The sequence below is a fragment of the Xanthomonas nasturtii genome, assembly GCF_023337365.3.
Taxonomy (GTDB): domain Bacteria; phylum Pseudomonadota; class Gammaproteobacteria; order Xanthomonadales; family Xanthomonadaceae; genus Xanthomonas; species Xanthomonas nasturtii.
Genome location: NZ_CP142084.2, coordinates 1,520,179 through 1,537,543, shown reverse-complemented (window position 1 = coordinate 1,537,543; position 17,365 = coordinate 1,520,179). Strand labels below are relative to the sequence as shown.

General features: G+C 66.7%; 16 protein-coding genes and 1 pseudogene. 7 read left to right on the top strand and 10 right to left on the bottom strand.

Annotated features, from left to right (window positions below):
• Positions 1-25: 25 nt before the first annotated feature.
• The 7 genes from M3O59_RS06700 to pdeM all read left to right on the top strand — a co-directional run bounded on the left by M3O59_RS06700 (position 26) and on the right by pdeM (position 7,219).
• Positions 26-583 (top strand): bactofilin family protein, encoded by a 558-nt coding sequence (locus M3O59_RS06700; RefSeq protein ID WP_116904745.1) that lies wholly within the window; start codon positions 26-28, stop codon positions 581-583.
• Positions 580-945 (top strand): hypothetical protein, encoded by a 366-nt coding sequence (locus M3O59_RS06695; RefSeq protein WP_116904744.1) that lies wholly within the window; start codon positions 580-582, stop codon positions 943-945. Before M3O59_RS06700 ends, M3O59_RS06695 begins: the two co-directional genes overlap by 4 nt.
• Positions 946-1,233: 288 nt before the next feature.
• Positions 1,234-2,256, top strand: coding sequence for a ligase-associated DNA damage response exonuclease (locus M3O59_RS06690; protein WP_249046823.1), 1,023 nt, complete (start codon positions 1,234-1,236; stop codon positions 2,254-2,256).
• Positions 2,253-2,486 (top strand): hypothetical protein, encoded by a 234-nt coding sequence (locus M3O59_RS06685; protein ID WP_064631351.1) that lies wholly within the window; start codon positions 2,253-2,255, stop codon positions 2,484-2,486. The genes M3O59_RS06690 and M3O59_RS06685 overlap by 4 nt, the downstream gene beginning before the upstream one ends.
• Positions 2,483-4,087, top strand: a complete 1,605-nt coding sequence (locus M3O59_RS06680) for an ATP-dependent DNA ligase (RefSeq protein WP_249046843.1) — start codon at positions 2,483-2,485, stop codon at positions 4,085-4,087. The genes M3O59_RS06685 and M3O59_RS06680 overlap by 4 nt, the downstream gene beginning before the upstream one ends.
• A complete protein-coding gene (locus M3O59_RS06675) occupies positions 4,084-6,585 on the top strand; it encodes a ligase-associated DNA damage response DEXH box helicase (RefSeq protein ID WP_116904741.1) in 2,502 nt (833 codons plus the stop codon). The genes M3O59_RS06680 and M3O59_RS06675 overlap by 4 nt, the downstream gene beginning before the upstream one ends.
• Complete coding sequence (gene pdeM / locus M3O59_RS06670; protein WP_116904740.1) at positions 6,575-7,219, top strand: ligase-associated DNA damage response endonuclease PdeM; 645 nt, start codon at positions 6,575-6,577, stop codon at positions 7,217-7,219. Before M3O59_RS06675 ends, pdeM begins: the two co-directional genes overlap by 11 nt.
• A gap of 27 nt (positions 7,220-7,246) precedes the next feature.
• On the opposite strand, the gene M3O59_RS06665 is transcribed toward pdeM, so the two are convergent.
• The 10 genes and pseudogenes from M3O59_RS06665 to rlmD all read right to left on the bottom strand — a co-directional run bounded on the left by M3O59_RS06665 (position 7,247) and on the right by rlmD (position 17,222).
• A complete protein-coding gene (locus M3O59_RS06665; protein WP_064631343.1) occupies positions 7,247-8,518 on the bottom strand; it encodes an FAD-dependent oxidoreductase in 1,272 nt (423 codons plus the stop codon).
• A 96-nt stretch (positions 8,519-8,614) separates the two neighbouring features.
• Entirely contained in the window at positions 8,615-8,821 is a 207-nt protein-coding gene (gene cspE / locus M3O59_RS06660; protein WP_003488188.1) for a transcription antiterminator/RNA stability regulator CspE, read from the bottom strand.
• Positions 8,822-8,908: 87 nt separating this feature from the next.
• Complete coding sequence (locus tag M3O59_RS06655) at positions 8,909-9,661, bottom strand: S-methyl-5'-thioinosine phosphorylase (protein WP_249054312.1); 753 nt, start codon at positions 9,659-9,661, stop codon at positions 8,909-8,911.
• An 86-nt stretch (positions 9,662-9,747) separates the two neighbouring features.
• On the bottom strand, positions 9,748-10,302 hold the full coding sequence (locus tag M3O59_RS06650) for a hypoxanthine-guanine phosphoribosyltransferase (RefSeq protein WP_101363380.1): 555 nt from the start codon (positions 10,300-10,302) through the stop codon (positions 9,748-9,750).
• Complete coding sequence (gene nagZ, locus M3O59_RS06645; RefSeq protein ID WP_116904739.1) at positions 10,302-11,306, bottom strand: beta-N-acetylhexosaminidase; 1,005 nt, start codon at positions 11,304-11,306, stop codon at positions 10,302-10,304. Before nagZ ends, M3O59_RS06650 begins: the two co-directional genes overlap by 1 nt.
• Before the next feature lie 255 nt (positions 11,307-11,561).
• Positions 11,562-13,148 (bottom strand): annotated as a pseudogene (locus tag M3O59_RS06640) (cryptochrome/photolyase family protein).
• A gap of 180 nt (positions 13,149-13,328) precedes the next feature.
• Entirely contained in the window at positions 13,329-14,363 is a 1,035-nt protein-coding gene (locus M3O59_RS06635) for an NAD(P)/FAD-dependent oxidoreductase (RefSeq protein WP_116904738.1), read from the bottom strand.
• A 16-nt stretch (positions 14,364-14,379) separates the two neighbouring features.
• Positions 14,380-15,063 (bottom strand): DsbA family oxidoreductase, encoded by a 684-nt coding sequence (locus tag M3O59_RS06630; protein WP_249054314.1) that lies wholly within the window; start codon positions 15,061-15,063, stop codon positions 14,380-14,382.
• 232 nt (positions 15,064-15,295) lie between these two features.
• A complete protein-coding gene (locus M3O59_RS06625; protein WP_249054317.1) occupies positions 15,296-15,793 on the bottom strand; it encodes a CYTH domain-containing protein in 498 nt (165 codons plus the stop codon).
• Between the two features lie 94 nt (positions 15,794-15,887).
• Positions 15,888-17,222, bottom strand: a complete 1,335-nt coding sequence (rlmD, locus tag M3O59_RS06620) for a 23S rRNA (uracil(1939)-C(5))-methyltransferase RlmD (RefSeq protein ID WP_249054320.1) — start codon at positions 17,220-17,222, stop codon at positions 15,888-15,890.
• Positions 17,223-17,365: the final 143 nt, after the last annotated feature.

The following is a 17,365-nucleotide window of genomic DNA, read 5'->3' as shown; positions in this document are numbered from 1 at the left end:
TCGACCCCTAAAGCGAGGCAGTCCGATGTCGATGTGGCGCGATCAAGGTCCCAACAAGAAAGACGTCGTTCCGGCAGCACCCGAGGTCCCCGCTGCCGATGGCCGGTTGTTCACTGCCGAGGCCAGCCCGGCGCCGCCGGTGCCCGCCCCTGCCCCGTCCAGCACCACGCCGGCCGCAGCGGCCCCGCAGCGCAGCAGCGAGGCGAAAGAGTCGCTGATCGCCGCCGACATCAGCATCGAAGGCAAGATCGAAGGCGCCGGCCATGTGCGTCTGGCCGGCCGCTTCAAGGGCGATGTCAACGTCAAGGGCGACCTGACCATCGAACGCGGCGCCAAGCTCAATGGCGGCGTGCGCGCCAACAAGGTGATCATCGCCGGCGAGCTGGAAGGCAATATCGAATCGGCCGCGCAAGTCGAACTGCAGACCTCCGGCGTGCTGGTGGGCGACGTCAAGGCCGGCAGTCTCACGGTGGCATCGGGTGCGCGCATGCGCGGCCAGGCCGATTTCGGCTGGGGCGATGAGGGCGGCAAGCCGGCCACTGCCAGCAAGCCGGTGATCAGCGGAGACAGCGACGCCACATGAGTGCGCCCCGCCCGGGCACGCCCGGCGCCACGCGCAGCTGCCCGCATTGCAAGGCAACGATCCTGGAAAGCGCCAGCGTTTGCCCTGCCTGCAAGCACCACCTGCGCTTCGATTCGGCAGCGGTGCAACACGCGCAGCCGGCGCCGATCGTGCCGCTCAAGGTCGACGGCACCATCCGCCACCCGGCCGATGGCGATCCATGGGAATACACCGTGGTGGTGGTGGTGCGTAACGGCAAAGGCGAAGAGATCCGCCGCCACGTGGTCGATGTCGGCGCGATGCACGGCGGCGAAGAACGCGGCTTCACCCTGGCAGTGGAAGCCACTGCGGTGCGCTCGCCTGGGCGGCGTACGCGGCATTAGGTGGTGGTGGGTTGGACGGGATTCGGGATTGGGGATTCGCGCGGATTAGTTGGTCTGCAGCTTGCCCAGATATCTGCTTGCCGGGTGTTACCGGCTGTTTCCGATGGGAAGCAAGTCTCCCGCTGGCTTGAAGGCGCTGCGCGTGGCAGGTGCAGCGCTCCGTCAATCCGCGTGTAGCGCGCGCGCACGATCTGCAACGGCAGCCGATTAGCACGTGCCGCACGCACGCGCCGATGCACGCCATTCCCATTCTCAGGATCTGCACACCGGCTTGCTCAGAGTTGCCACATGCGCAACGGCAACGACGACACCTCTCACACACGCGGCGACCTGGTGGTGCTTGGGCCTGAGGGCCTGTACTGCCCGCAGGGCGACTTCCATATCGACCCGTGGCGGCCAGTGCCGCGTGCGGTGATCACCCATGGGCACGGCGACCACGCCCGCGGCGGTATGGGCGAATACCACTGCACGCACGAAAGCCTGTCGATCCTGCAATGGCGCCTGGGCGAGCAGGTCTATCACACGCACGCCGACGGCGAAGCGTTCCAGCTTGGGCGTGCGCGCGTGTCGCTGCATCCGGCCGGCCACGTGCTGGGGTCGGCGCAGGTGCGCATCGAAGTGGATGGCGAAGTCTGGGTGGCCTCCGGCGATTACAAGCGCCAGCCCGACCCCACCTGCAAGCCATTCGAAGTGGTGCCGTGCGACACCTTCATCACCGAGGCGACCTTCGGCCTGCCGGTCTATCGCTGGCCGGACACCGCAGACGTCGCTGCCGATATTTCCGCCTGGCGCCGCGAATGCGCCGAGCGCGGCGAAGCGGCCATTCTGTACTGCTATGCCCTGGGCAAGGCGCAACGCGTGCTGGCCGAATTGCGCGCCTGGGAAACGCAGCCGGCACTGCTGCACGGGGCAGTCGCGGTGGGCGTGGAGGTCTATCGGCAGGCCGGCATCCCGATGCTGGAAACGCAACCGGTCAGCGAGCATGCGCGCTGCGCCGACTATGCCGGGCAGTTGGTCATCGCACCGCCATCGGCGGCCGGTAGCGCCTGGATCCGCCGGTTCCGCAGCGCGCAACAGGGCTTCGCGTCCGGTTGGATGCGCATCCGCGGCAATCGCCGGCGGCGCAATTACGACCGTGGCTTCGTCGTCTCCGACCACGCCGACTGGCCGGACCTGCTGCGCACCATCGAAGACACCGGCGCGCAACGCGTGATCGCCACCCATGGCAATACCGATGCGTTGATCCAGCATCTGCGGGAACGCGGCGTCGCAGCGGAAGCCTTCCGCACCGACTTCGGAGCCGAGGAATGAACCCGTTGCCCGCACGCCGTTATGTCCGCGCGCGCCCGCGCAGTCGCTTGAGCGGTGCGCTCGTTTTCCGCCGCCATGCACTGGCGTTTTGCGTGCATCGCAACGCACCGGCAGCCACCATCGGCCCGCCGCGGCTGCAGCGGCGCCCACGCGTGCTCGCTGCATTTACCCGCCGCGCACTGCAGCTGCGTGCAGCCGGCAAGTGCACAACGCCGCAGGCGCTGCAGTGAAGCGCTTCGCCGCGTTGTACCGCACCCTGGACCGCAGCACCGGCACGCTCGACAAGCGCGCCGCGCTGGTGGCGTATTTCCGCGATGCGCCGGCGCTGGATGCGGCCTGGGCGCTGTATCTGCTCGCCGGTGGCAAGGTGGCCAGCGCGCGCATGCGTATCGCCAGCAGCGGCGAACTGCGTGAGTGGATTACCGACACCGCCGGCATTGCCGATTGGCTGGTGGCCGACAGCTACGACCATGTCGGCGATCTGGCCGAAACCTTGGCCTTGCTGCTGGACGACCCGCTCACCGAAGCGGCCGATCTGCCATTGGCCGAGTGGATCGAACAGCGCCTGTTACCGATCGCAAATCAAGATGTCGCTGTGCGCCAGGCCTGCATCGTGCAGGCCTGGCGCAGCCTGGCCTTCGACCAGCGCCTGGTGTTCAACAAGCTGCTCACCGGCGCGTTGCGGGTCGGCGTGTCGCAGCGGCTCGTGCAGCAGGCGCTGGCCGAGTTGTCGGGCGTGGATATCGCGCGCATCGCGCAGCGCATGCTCGGCAGTTGGCGGCCGCATCCGACCTATCTGGCGCAGTTGTTGACCCACGAAGAACTGCCCGGCGATCGCCAGCAGCCCTACCCGTTCTTCCTCGCCTCGCCGCTGGAAGCCGAGGTGCAAACGCTGGGCGCCCTCGGCGACTGGCTGCTGGAATGGAAATGGGACGGCATTCGCCTGCAGCTGATTCGCCGCGCGGGCGAGGCGGCGCTGTGGTCGCGCGGCGAAGAACGCCTGGATGGCCGCTTTCCCGAGATCGAACACGCCGCGCTGCAGTTGCCGGACGGCACCGTCATCGATGGCGAGCTGCTGGCCTGGCAACCGGAGCAGTCCTTGCCGATGCCATTCACCGCCTTGCAGACGCGCATCCAGCGGCTCAAGCCCGGGCCCAAGACACTGGCCGCCGCACCGGCGCGCGTGGTGGCCTACGACCTGCTGGAACTGGGTGGCGAGGACCTGCGCGAGCGCCCGCTGCAGGAGCGACGCGCATTGCTGGAAGGCGTGCTGACCACGCTTGCCGACCCGCGCATTGTCGCCTCGCCGCTGGTGCAGGTGAGCGATTGGCAGGCCGCAGCGCAGGTGCGCGTGGAAGCGCGCGAACGCGGCGTGGAAGGGCTGATGCTCAAGCGCGCCAACTCGGTGTATCAGGCCGGCCGCCGTCGCGGCGATTGGTGGAAGTGGAAGATCGACCCGCTCACCATCGATGCGGTGTTGCTGTACGCGCAAGCCGGCCACGGCCGGCGCAGCACGCTCTACACCGACTACACCTTCGGGCTGTGGCATGAAGGACAGCTGGTGCCCATCGCCAAGGCGTATTCGGGCCTGGACGACAGGGAAATTCTGCAGCTGGATCGCTGGATTCGTGCCAACACCACCGAGCGGTTCGGCCCGGTGCGCGCGGTCACCGCGCATCATGTCTTCGAGCTGGGGTTTGAAGCGGTGAACCGTAGCGCACGGCACAAATCCGGTATTGCGGTGCGCTTCCCACGCATCCTGCGCTGGCGTCAGGACAAGCCGATGGCCGAAGCCGATCACCTGAGCAGCCTGCAGGCACTGGCGCGGTGACGGCGGCGCAGCACGCACGCGGCACGCCATTGCAGCAGTGGCGCGACTGGTTCGCGCAGCGCGGCTGGGCGCCGTTGCCGTTTCAACGCGATGTGTGGAAGCGCTATCTCGCTGGCGAATCCGGCTTGCTGCACACGCCCACCGGCAGCGGCAAGACGCTCGCAGCGTTCGGCGGGCCGCTGCTGGAAGCATTGGCCGCACGCGGGCGCAGCTCTGCGGTAAAACAGGGCAAACCTGCTTCACCTGCGCGGCGCCAGCAGCAACGCAATCTACAGGTGTTGTGGATCACGCCGTTGCGCGCACTGGCCGCCGACACCGCACGCGCGCTGCGCGAGCCGGTGGAGGGGTTGGGGCTGGATTGGCAGGTAGGCCTGCGCACCGGCGATGCCAGCGCGCGTGACAAGCGCCTGGCACGCAGCGGCAAGCTCGATGTGCTGGTCACCACGCCCGAATCGCTGGCCTTGCTGCTGTCGTATCCGGACACCGCGCCACAGCTGTCGGCGCTGCGCTGCGTGATCGTCGACGAATGGCATGAGCTGCTCGGCAACAAACGCGGTGTGCTGCTGCAACTGTGCCTTGCGCGCCTGCGCGGCTGGGCGCCGCAGCTGCGCATCTGGGGGCTGTCGGCAACGCTGGGTAATTTGTCGCAGGCCCGCGATGTACTGCTGCCGCATCGCCCCGACGCGGCACTGGTGTCCGGCGTCAAACCGCGCACGATGACCTTGGAAACGCTGCTACCGGAAAGTGGCGAGCGGTTCCCGTGGGCGGGCCATCTTGGTCTGGCACAACTGGCGCGCGTGCTGCAAAAGATCATGCAGCAGCGCACCAGCCTGGTGTTTACCAATACCCGTGCGCAGGCGGAGTTGTGGCATCAGGCCTTGAGTGCGGTATGGCCCGAAGACCTGGCCACGCTTGCACTGCATCACGGCTCGCTGGATCCATCGCTGCGCGCAGCCGCCGAGCGCGGGCTGGCCGACGGCAGCCTGCGTTGCGTGGTGGCCACCTCCAGCCTGGATCTGGGCGTGGATTTTCCGGCGGTGGATCAGGTGTTGCAGGTCGGTAGCCCGAAAGGCATTGCCCGGCTGCTGCAGCGCGCCGGGCGCGCGCGTCACCGCCCCGGCGAATCCGGCCACGTGGTGTGCGTGCCCTCGCATGCGCTGGAACTGGTGGAATACGCCGCAGCACGCCGCGCGCTGGTGCACGGCCATATCGAAGCGCGGCCGCCGCCGCGGTTATCGCTGGACGTGCTGGCGCAGCACTGCGTCACCCTCGCCCTCGGCGGCGGCTTTCAGGCCGACGCCTTATTCGACGAAGTACGCGGCACCGATGCATTCGCTGCGCTGGAAAAAACCACCTGGAACGCAGTGCTGGATTTCATCGTGCAAGGCGGCAGCGCCCTGGCGCATTACCCGGATTTCCACAAGGTGGTGCGCGACGACGACGGCGTGTACCGGGTGATCGACCGGCGCGTCGCGCTGCGGCACCGATTGTCCATCGGCACCATCACCAGCGATGGCAGCGTGCGCGTGCAGTTCCTGCGCGGCGGGCGGCTGGGCGCGGTGGAAGAACAATTCATCGGCCGCCTGCGCCGCGGCGACCGCTTCCAGTTTGCCGGCCGCCTGCTGGAGCTGGTGCGGCTGGAAGACATGACCGCCTACGTGCGCGTGGCCAAGGGCGGCAGCGGCGTGGTGCCCAAATGGATGGGAGGGCGCATGCCGCTGTCGTCGGCCTTGGGGCGCGAGGTGGAAGCGGTCTTCGCCGACCCTGGCGATGCGCCGGAGATGCAGGCCTTGGCGCCGTTATTGCAGTTGCAGGCCTCGCTCTCTTCGTTGCCGGGGCCGGACCATCTGCTGGTGGAAAGCATCAAGGCGCGCGATGGCCGGCATGTGTTCGTGTACCCGTTCGCCGGCCGGCAGGTCAACGAAGGCCTGGCCGCGTTGCTTGCCGCACGTTGGGGCCGACGCCAGCGCAATACCTTCAGCTTCGCTGCCAACGACTATGGCTTTGTGCTGTCGCCGGCGCAGGACGTCGAAATCGATGCCGATGTGCTGCAGAGCTTGTTGTCGCCAGTGGCCCTGTTCGACGATCTGCGCGACAGCCTCAATCTGGGCGAGCTGGCGCGCCGGCAGTTCCGCGAGATCGCGCGCGTGGCCGGGTTGTTGTCGCCCTCGTTGCCTGGGCGTGCGCCGCGCAGCCTGCGTCAGCTGCAGGCCTCCAGCGGCTTGCTGTACGACGTGTTGCAGCGCTTCGACCCCGACCATCTGCTGCTCGCCCAGGCCGAGCGCGAAGTGTTCGAAGGCCAACTCGAACTGGCACGGCTTGCGCATGCCCTGGAAGACTGCGCCCGCCGCGAATTGCGCCTGTGCAAGCCGCGCAGCCTCACCCCGTTGTCGTTTCCGCTATGGGCCGAACGCGTGCGTGGGCAACTGAGTACCGAAGACTGGAAGGCGCGCGTGTTGCGCGCTGCCGAACAACTGGAGCGCAAGCATGGGCGATAGCGTGCAGCTGCAGCTGGCCGGCGAAACCGTGGAATTGCTCGGCGAACGTGCCTTGTATCGCCCGGCACAGCGCGCGTTGTTGATCGCCGACCTGCACCTGGGCAAGGCCGATGTCTTCCGGCGTGCCGGCATCGGCTTGCCGGCCGGCGGCACCGCGCACGATCTGGAGCGGCTGGATGGGTTGCTCGCCCAACGCCAGGTCGATGCGCTGTGGATCCTGGGCGACCTGCTGCATGGCCCGGCACCGCGCGCCGCCTGGCATCGGCGCTGGAGCGCATGGCGCGAGCAACACTGCGCGTTGCGCGTGATCGCCATCCGCGGCAATCACGACCGCGCACTGGCAGGTGCGCAGTTGCATATCGAAGCGGCCGGCGAACAGGTCGAAGATGGCCCGTTCGTGCTGCGCCACGACCCATTGCCACACCGCACCGGCCATGTGCTGTGCGGGCACCTGCATCCACTGGCCAAGCTGCCGGGGCTGGCACGGCGCTGGCCTGCGTTCTGGTTACGCGAGCGCGTGACCATCCTGCCGGCGTTCTCGCAGTTCACCGCAGGCATCGTGCCGACACTCACCGAAGGCGAGCGCCTGGTGGCATGCGTGGAAGGCGATGCGATGGCATTGCCGGTGCGTTAGCCAGCGCCGCGCATACGCCGGCCGACGCTACGACGCTGCGGCCGCTTCTGCTTTAGCGTCGGCGGCATGCGCCACTGGTTGCGATAACGCCTCCACGAAGTCCGGCGCCAACGCCAACTTGCCAAACCAGCCATGCTGGGTGCCGCTGAGCACGCGCAGCATGTGCCCGCGCCCGCCCGGCACACGTCCCATCGGGCGCAGCAGCAGGTCGCGGCCTTGTGCCCAGAGATCGCGTTCGGACTGAAACAACGGCGTCAGCCAGCGGCTCCAGCGGTGATAGATCGCCACGTGCGCCTGGCGTTCGCGTTGGTAGCGCTGCAGCGCCTCGTCCAGATCGCTGCCCGCACGCAATGCATCGCGCATGGCCAGTGCATCCAGCAGCGCCATATTCACGCCCTGCCCGAGCTGCGGACTCATCGCGTGCGCGGCATCGCCGGCAAGCACGAAGCGGCCGCGATGCCAGCGCGACACCACCGCATCGCGATAGCTTGCCCGCGCCAGTGCGCCATGCACCTGCACCGTGGCAAGCCGCGCGTGCGCTTGCGGCCACATCTGCGCCACTTCATCGCGCCAGGCTGCAATGCCGCGCTGTTCCCAGGCCACGAAATCGCTGCACGGCAGGCTCCAGAAAAAACTCAGCCGCGGGGTGTCGTCGCCCGGACGCGTGCCCACCGGCAGCAGGCCGATCATCTTGCGCGCGCCGATATAGCGCTGGCGCAATTCGTCCACGAACGGCCAGTCCTCGCGCGGCAACAGACACCACAGCGCGCCCCATGGATACACCCGATCCAGCCGGGTTCCCTGCGCCTGCGCGCGCAAGGTGGAGGCCGAGCCATCGGCGGCGATGATCAGATCGTAAGGGCCGTGCCACTGCCCGCGTTGGTCCTGCACGCGCACGCCGTCGTGGTCGATGGCGGTGATCTGCGTATCCACATGCAGTTGCGCGTGCTGCGGCCAGGCCTCGCGCAGCAGCGTAAACAAGGCGCCGCGCTGCATGCCCACACCCATCAGGCGCGCATCCAGATCGCGGTACTGCATGTCCATCACTGCGCGCCCGCAGGGCGTGTCGCCGTACAAGCGGCGCACCGGTGCGCCATGCGCAAGCGCCTGCGGCAGCAAGCCCATGTTCCAGAGCACCTGTAGGCCGCTGGGCTGCAGCAAGAAGCCTGCGCCCACCGGCCCGGGCGCGGCGGCGCGCTCGAACACCTCCAGGTGATGCCCATCGGCCCCCAGCAACACGGCCAGTGCCTGCCCCGCCGTTCCGTAGCCAACCACCGCAATCCGTAATGTTCGTTGCATCGTCCCTGCTCTGTTTCGCTAGCACCGATCCCGCATGGAACGGTGCAAAAAAAACCCCGCCGTGGCGGGGTTCTTCAACCGCACAATCGAGTCACATCACTCGACCGGCGTGATGTTCGAAGCCTGGGCACCCTTGGGGCCCTGGGTCACGTCATAACTGACGCGCTGGCCTTCCTGCAGGCTGCGGAAGCCCTTGGAATTGATCGCGGAGAAGTGCGCGAAGACATCGGCGCTGCCGTCCTCCGGTGAGATGAAGCCAAATCCCTTGGCGTCGTTGAACCACTTGACGGTACCGTTCGGCATGGTGATGCGAGACCTTTGCAATAATTAATGGGTGGTGTACGGCGGTGCGTACGCGCCGAGTATGCAAAGCTTATTCCCCAATGACAATCACCCGCGTGCAAGTTCGCCAATCAGCTCCGGCAAGCCGGACGATGCGGCATCCACATTGGCCAACACCTCGGACATGGTGATTTCCTGCGCGTCGCCGCAACCGGCCGCCCAGTTCGCCACGATCGCCAAACACGCATATTCCAGGCCTTTTTCGCGTGCCAGCCCGGCCTCGGGCATGCCGGTCATGCCGACCAGATCGCAGCCGTCGCGACGCATGCGTGCGATCTCTGCAATCGTTTCCAGTCGGGGTCCTTGCGTCGCACCGTAGCAACCGCCGGCCACCATCGTGACGCCGGTCACCTTGGCTGCCGCAATCACCTTGCTGCGAAACATCGGCGAATACGGATGGCCGAAATCCACGTGCTGCACCTCGCTGCCCGGCTCTTCGCAGAAGGTGGACACGCGCCCCCAGGTGTAATCGATCAGCTGATCCGGGCAGGCCAACACGCGCGGACCGAACTGCTCGGTGATGCCGCCCACGGTGTTGAGCGCCAGCACGCGCGTCACGCCGATTTGCTGCAACGCAGCGATGTTTGCGCGGTAATTGACCTTGTGCGGCGGCAGCGAATGGCCTTCGCCATGACGCGCCAGGAATGCCACGCGGTGGCCCAGCAACATGCCCACGCGAATCGGGCCGGAGGGCGCGCCGTACGGCGTTTCGATGTCGTGCGTCTGCACCTGATCCAGCTGTGCGAGCTTGTAGACGCCGGTGCCGCCGATGACGGCCAATGCGATGGAAGTGGAGGACACAAGCAACCTCTGCAACGAAAGACAGGACGGTGGCGCGCAGGACTGCGCGCCGGGCTGCCCGCAGCGACGCGGGCAAATTGCGGCAGTTACTGCTTCATCGCATAGATGGCAGGAATCCCGCGCAGTTGCTCGTTGACGTCCATGCCGAAGCCGAACACGTAGCGGTCGGCCACTTCCACGCCCACATAATCGGCAGTCACACCGGGCACGCAACGGTCGTGGCGCTTGACGGTCAGCACCGCCACGCGCACGTCGGTGGCGCCCTGCTCCAGGCACCACTGGCGCACGCCCTGCAAGGTGTAGCCCTCGTCGAGAATGTCGTCGACCAGGATCACCCGGCGGCCGAACAGTGCGGTGGCCGGGCGGTGCTTCCACACCAGCTCGCCGCCGGTGGTTTCGCCGCGGTAGCGGGTGGCATGCAGATAATCGAACTGCAGGTCCTGGCCGCGTGCGCCCAGTTCCAGCGCCAGTTGGCCGGAGAACGGCAGCGCGCCGTGCATGATGGTGAGATACACCGGCACTTCGCCGGCATAGTCACGTGCAATCGCACCGGCGATGGTGGCAACGGCGGCATCGATGGCCGGACGGTCGACCAGCAGATCGGCTTGGGCCAGGGCCTGGGAAATGGTGAGCGTGGACATCAGGCAGTTGTTCCGAAATGGGCGGAAAGAGGAGTGGTGAATGAGGCGTCGGTACCGGCGAGCAGGCCATCCCAGCCCAGTGCGCCGCGGCCGATCAGGCCGATCAATGCTGCGGTATTGAGGCTGCGGCCCTGCACGGCCTGCAGCGATTCGTCGACCAGTTCCGGGTGGCAGACCAGCACCACGTCGCAGCCGGCATCCAGATGCGCATGCACCCGGCCTGCCACGCCGCCGGCGCTGAACGAGGCGGCCATGCCGATGTCGTCGGAAAACACCACGCCGCGGAAGCCCATCTGGCCGCGCAGAATCTGTTCGATCCAGCGCTGCGAATAACCGGCCGACTCCGGGGCGACCTGCGGGTAGACCACATGCGCCATCATCACAGCATCGGCGCCGGCCTCGATGCCGGCCACGAACGGCAGCAGATCTTCGGCCTGCAACACCTCAAGCGAGCGCGGGTCGCTGGCGTGATCCACATGGGTGTCTTCCAGCACCGTGCCGTGGCCGGGGAAATGCTTGAGCGTGGCGGCCATGCCGGCGCCGTGCAGCGCCTGCACATAGGCACGGGTAAAGGTCGCCACGATCTGCGGGTCGTCGCTGAAGGCGCGGTCGCCGATGGCACGGTTGCCACGGCCCAGATCCACCACCGGCGCAAAGCTCAGGTCCACGCCGCTGGCGCGCACTTCCGTGGCCATCAGCTGCGCGTGCGCGCGGGCCGCGGCGAGTGCGCCTTCCGGATCCTGCGGGTACCGGGTGCCGAAGCTCTGCAACGGCGCCAGGGCGCTGAAGCCTTCGCGAAACCGCTGCACGCGGCCGCCTTCCTGGTCCACGCAGATCAGCACCGGGCGCGGCGCCGCGGCGCGGATGGCCGCCGACAGCTCGGCCACCTGGGTGCGCGAGGCGAAGTTGCGCTTGAACAGCACCACGCCGGCAACCGCATCGTGCTGCAGCCAGTCGCGTTCCTGTGCGCTGAGTTCGGTACCGGCAACGCCGATCAGAAGCATGTTGGGGGACTCCCGGGCCAGGCGCCGTGGCAGCGCAGCGCGGCATTGTCGCAGATGCGCGTGGCAGCGTCAGATCGCGCATTCAGGCAGGCGCCTGATCAGGGTATCGACGCGCTTTGTTTAGTTCCGCGACGTTGTGCGCGCACTGCCGGTGGCTTGCCGGTGTCGTACAAGCTCGCAGCCACTGTGCCCTTGCGGACTAAGCAGTATCCGGGCCGCCCGGCACGTCGTTATGCGGGTTGGATCCCATGCACCTCAGAGCGTTTCCAGATGGGCCCGCCACTGCGCGGCCTGGGCCTGCACCTGCGCCAGCACCTCGGGGGCCATGCCGTCGAGTTGGCGGTACGGCATCGCCAGGCGTTCGTTGGCGCCCAGCAGCGCGCGCTGGCGCTGCAGGAAATCCCAGTACAGCGCGTTGTACGGGCAGGCGTTGGCGCCAACCCGCAACTTGCGCTGGTAGCGGCAGCCACCGCAGTAGTCGCTCATGCGGTCGATATAGGCCGCGCCGCTGATATACGGCTTGCTGCCAAGCAGGCCGCCGTCGGCGAACTGGCTCATGCCCACCGTATTGGGCAACTCCACCCACTCGAACGCATCGATATACACACCCAGGTACCAGCGATGCAGCGCCTGTGGGTCCAGCCCCGCCAGCAGCGCGAAATTGCCGATCACCATCAGCCGCTGGATGTGATGCGCATGCGCGTTGGCCAGCGAGTTGCCGACCGCATCGGCCAGGCAGCGCATGCCGATCTGCCCATCCCAAAACCAGTGCGGCAGCGGTGCATGCTGATCCAGGTGATTCAGTTGCGCATAGCCAGGCATCTGCGACCAATACACACCGCGCACGTACTCGCGCCAGCCCAGAATCTGGCGGATGAAGCCTTCCACCGCTGCCAATGGCGCATGCCCGTGCCGCCACGCGGCTTCGGCGCGGGCGATCACCTCGCGCGGGTGCAGCATCTTGACGTTGAGCGCGAACGACAGCAGCGAATGAAACAGGCGCGGGCTGCGCGTGCTCATCGCATCTTCGTAGCGGCCGAAATCCGGTAATGCCTGCGCGATGAAGGCATCCAGGTGCTGCAAGGCTTCAGCGCGGTCCAGTGGCCACGGCAGGGCGTGCGCGTTCGGCGCACCGAAGCTGCGCACGCCGGCGGCCTCGATCGTGCGCCACAGTGCACCGTGATCGTGCGTTGCGCGCCAATCCTGCGGCGCAGGCGGATCGCCCGGCCACGGCGCACGATTGTCGTGGTCGAAATTCCAGCGCCCGCCTTCCGGTTCGCCGGCGGCATCGAGCAGGATGCGATGCTGGCGCCGCATGCGCCGATAAAACACTTCCATACGCCACGCGCTACCGGCACGGAAGCACCCGGCGACCTCGTTGCGCGCGGTCAAGAAATGTTCGCTGTCGACCGTGTGCGCAGCGAAGGGCTGCGCAGCACTCCAGTGCTGCAGCGCTTCGTCCAGCCGCCATTCGTCCGGCGCCTAGTACTCCAGACGGTCGGCGCGGTAATGCGCCATCAGCGCATCGAGATTGGCGGGAATCGAGTGCCGGTTGCTGGGGTTGTCGATGGTGACGTAACGCACGCGATGCCCGGCGTGTCGCAAGTGCGCCGCAAACGCACGCATTGCCGCGAAGATCGCCAGGATCTTCTGTGCGTGATGCAGCACATAATCGGTTTCGGCGCGCACTTCCATCAACACATAGACCACGCCCGCAGCACGCGTTACGAACCAGCTGTGCTGCGGATTGAGCTGGTCGCCCAGGATCAGGCGCAGCGTGTGGGCGGGCGCCTGCAAGCGCGTCTGCGCCGTGGGTGCAGTGGGTGCAGTGGCATCATGCATCAGCGCGGCGCTCGATCCTGCTGATGCACAGGTGCGCGCGTGCTGACCTCAGCGCGTAGAGAAGCACTCCACGCCAGTGGTTTGCCAGAGCTTTCAAGGCAGTCCGCATGGACCAACGCCATGACATCACGCATTGCCTCGCACCGGGCCTTGACCTGCGCTGCGCCGCCTGCCATGGCGTCAGCCGCAACCACTGTGCGTTACATCGCCGGCAGCCACGCGCTGCGCCAACGCCACCCCGCTCTGCCAAGCGCCCTCCACCTTGCCGGCTGCCAGCCAGTCCCCGCACATGCCAAGGCCGAGCTGTGCATCCCAGACGCAGCCGATCTGCGATGCCGGTTCGCTGCTGGCAACCGTCCACCGATAGGCATCGCACGACTGCGGCATCGGTAAACCAAGCGCTGCAAGCTCCGGCATGATGCTGGCGATCACCTGCGCAGGCGTCGCATCGTAATGCGCCTGGCTCCACGCGGCAGTGGCGTGCAGCAGCCAGGTTTCGGCACCTGTGCGCGCAGGCTTGCTGGAATTGCGCGCCACCCAGCGTAATGGGCCGGTATTGACGAACACTGCGTCGTAGCCCGGATCGACTGGCGCATCGAAACGCAGCATCAATGCCCAGGCCGGCTGCATGTGCGCGTCCTGGGCAACCGACGAAAGTGCAGGCGCGGCCCGTTCCAACAACCGGGCCGCACCCGGTGCCGGGACGGCCAGCAACACTGCATCGACCATCAGCGCCGCCGCGTCTTGCCCGACCAACACACTCCATCGCTGCCCGCTGCGCTGCAGCGCGCGTACCTCGGTCGACAGGCGAACATCCAGATGCGCCGCAAGCGTCCGTGCCGGTGCGGCCATGTCGGGCACACCCACATAACGCATCAGCGCGCTTTGCGAGCGACGTAACTGTGTGCCGTCCCAGCTGGCGATGCGCGCCAGCCAGGGCGCGGCACTACCCGCGTCGATCCAGCCATTCACAACCGCTACAAATGCAGGATCGCGCGCGGTGAAATATTGCGCTCCGTGATCACATTGCCAATGCTCGCCTGCGCAGTGACGCATGCGGCCGCCCGGCGTATCGGACTGCTCGAACAGCGTCACTGCGTGGCCTGCCACCTGCAGCTGCTGCGCGCAGGCCAGCCCGGCCAGCCCGGCACCGATCACCGCCACCGTCTGCGCACGGGCGGGCGACATCACACCGGCGCGCACTTGCCGGCACATGCGGTTGGCATGCGGGTCACACCGCGCAGCCGTCCGGCCCGCAGGCATCCGGCCCGCCGACCGGGGTCGATTCGGCTGCCAATTGCAGCAGCGCCTGCGCAAAACTTTCCAGCGGCTGCGCGCCCTGGATCAGGGCGCGGCCGTCGATCACGAAGCTGGGCACCGCGCGGATGCCCAACGCAGCAGCCTGCGCCAGTTGTGCCTGCACCTCGACGACGCCTTCTTCGGACGCCAGCATCGCCTGCACGCGCGCCGCGGCAAGGCCACCGGCTTCGCCGGCACGCACCAGCGTTGCGGTCGCGCCGACATTGAGGCCCTCGGCAAAATGCGCATGGAACAATGCTTCCATCACCGCATCCACATCGCCCTCGTGACTGGCCAGCCAGATCAGCCGATGTGCGCGCAACGTGCTGACCTGCACCTGCCCACGGCCGAAATCCAGCGGCAATCCTTCCGCCTGCGCGGTGGCCTGGGTCTGCGCCAACATCTGCTCGACCCGCGCAGCGCCGCCGAACTTCAACGCCAGCGCGTCGCGCAACGGCGTCGGCTCCGGGCCGGCATCGGGGTCAAGTTCGAACGCGTGGTAGTGAATGTCCAAAGCCGGCGCCTGCGCGCCAAGCGCAGCGATGGCGGCCTGGAAACGGTGCTTGCCGATCCAGCACCAGGGGCACACTACGTCGGACCAGATGTCGATGCGCATGAGCGGGGATTCGTTGGTGGGGATTGAGGATTTGTGGAGCATAGACGGGTTTGGGCGACGGGATTGGTGATTCGCAAGCCGGTAGACAATGCCGGGAGTGGGGATGAGGGCTTGCAAAGCACAGGCCTGGCACCGAGCGTCATCTGCTCTTACGCATCTCTGCCACAACCCCTCAACCCGCTCACCAAGGCGCCGAGCACCATCTACGCCGTGACCAATCCCAAATCCCGAATCACAACTCCCCGCTCCAACGCTTGAACGGATGCGAGGCCAGCGCCAGGTTGTAATAGCGCACGTCGTCGGTGACCTCGGCCCCGATCCACTCGGGCATGGCGAACGCTTCGTCGGCGCGATCGAGCTCGATCTCTGCAACCACCAGGCCGGCGTTATCGCCCAGAAATTCGTCCACTTCCCATACATGGCCCTGGCAGGCGACCAGATGCCGGCGCTTGTCGATCAGACCGCCCACACACAGCGCCAACAACGCGCGTGCGTCGGCAAGTGGAATCGGGTATTCGAACTCCTGCCGCGTATGCCCCACCTCGCGCGATTTCAGATTGAGAAACGCGCTTTCGCCCTGAATCCGCACCCGCACCGATGCATTCTGCGCACCGCTGCGCAGCGCCGCCTGATCGTTGATGTAGCCCTGCGCCATCGGGATCACCGCATGCGCGGCGCTACGCCACCCGTCACCGGTCACGAGAAACTTGCGTTCGATTTCAATGGGCATGGGAGTCAAGAATGGAGAATGGAGAATGGAGAATGGAGAATCGCAACAGCATACGGCGAACCGCTTCTACCATTCCCGATTCCCGATTCCCCAATCACCGCCGTTCAAACACCGCAACGCTTTCCACGTGCGCGGTGTGCGGGAACATGTCCATCGCGCCGGCCGATACCAGCGTAAAGCCCTGCTCGTTGACCAGATAGCCGGCGTCGCGCGCCAACGAGCCTGGGTGGCAACTCACATAGACGATGCGCTCGAACGTTTTCAGCGGCAGTTGTTGCAGCACTTCCAGGGCGCCGGAACGCGGCGGATCCAGCAGCAATTTGTCGAAGCCCTGGCGCATCCAGGAAGCGTTGCGCTGATCCTGGGTCAGATCGGCAGCGTAGAACTGCGCATTGTCCAGACCATTGCGCCGGGCATTCTCTTTCGCCCGCGCCACCAGCCCGGCGTCGCCTTCCACCCCCACCACCTCGCGCACCACGCGCGCCAGCGGCAGAGTGAAGTTGCCCAGGCCACAGAACAGATCCAGCACACGGTCGTCGGGTTTGGTATCGAGCAAGGCCAGCGCGTGCGCAATCATCTTCTGATTGAGCGAGGCGTTGACCTGGATGAAGTCCAGCGGCCGGAACGCCAGCTCTACATCCCATTGCGGCAGGCGGAACGACAACGGCACGTCCTGCGGCCATAGCGGATGCACGCTGTCCACCCCGCCGGGCTGCAGAAAGATCGCAAACCCGTGCTCCTGCGCAAAGGCGATCCAGGCCTGTTGGTCGCGCTCGCTCAGCGGCTGCATGTGACGAATGGTCAACGCTACCGTTTCGTCGCCGGCGATGAATTCGATCTGCGGAATGTCGCGCTTGCCATCCATGCTCTCGACCAGGGCGGCCAGCAACGGAATCTTGTCGCCGATCTGCGGGATCACCGTGTAGCAGACCGACAGATCGGCCACGAAGCGCGGATCGAGTTCGCGGAAACCGACCAGCGTCTTGTCCTTCTTCTCAACCCGCCGCACCGAGAAGCGACCCTTGCGGCGATAGCCCCAGTTGTCGCCACTGAGCGCAGGCAGCACGGCCTGCGGGGTGACGTGCCCGATGCGCTCGAGGTTGTCCATCAGCACGCGCTGTTTGGCCACGATCTGCTGCGACTCGTCCAGATGCTGCAGCACGCAGCCGGCGCAGACGCCGAAATGCGGGCAGCGCGGGGTGACCCGTTGTGGGGATGCCTCCAGCACCTCCACCGTCTTGGCTTCATCGAAATGTCGGCTGCGGGCAGTGGGTTCGGCACGCACCAGCTCACCGGGCAGGGCGCCGCTGATGAAGGTGACCTTGCCGCCCTCGCCGTCGCGGCGCGCCACACCGCGGCCGTCATGGCTCAGGTCGGTAATCGCGGTCTGGAAAGGAGTACGGTCGAAACGGTTTCTGGTTCTGGCCACGTGGCGACAAGCTGCGGGCAAAAAGGGTGCGTATTGTCGCAGATGCGATCGACCGAGGCCGCGCCAGGCAGCGCAGCAATTGTCGCGCCCCACAAACCCAGGCAAACTCCGGGTGTGCGCGGCGAATCAGGACGCAGCATCGC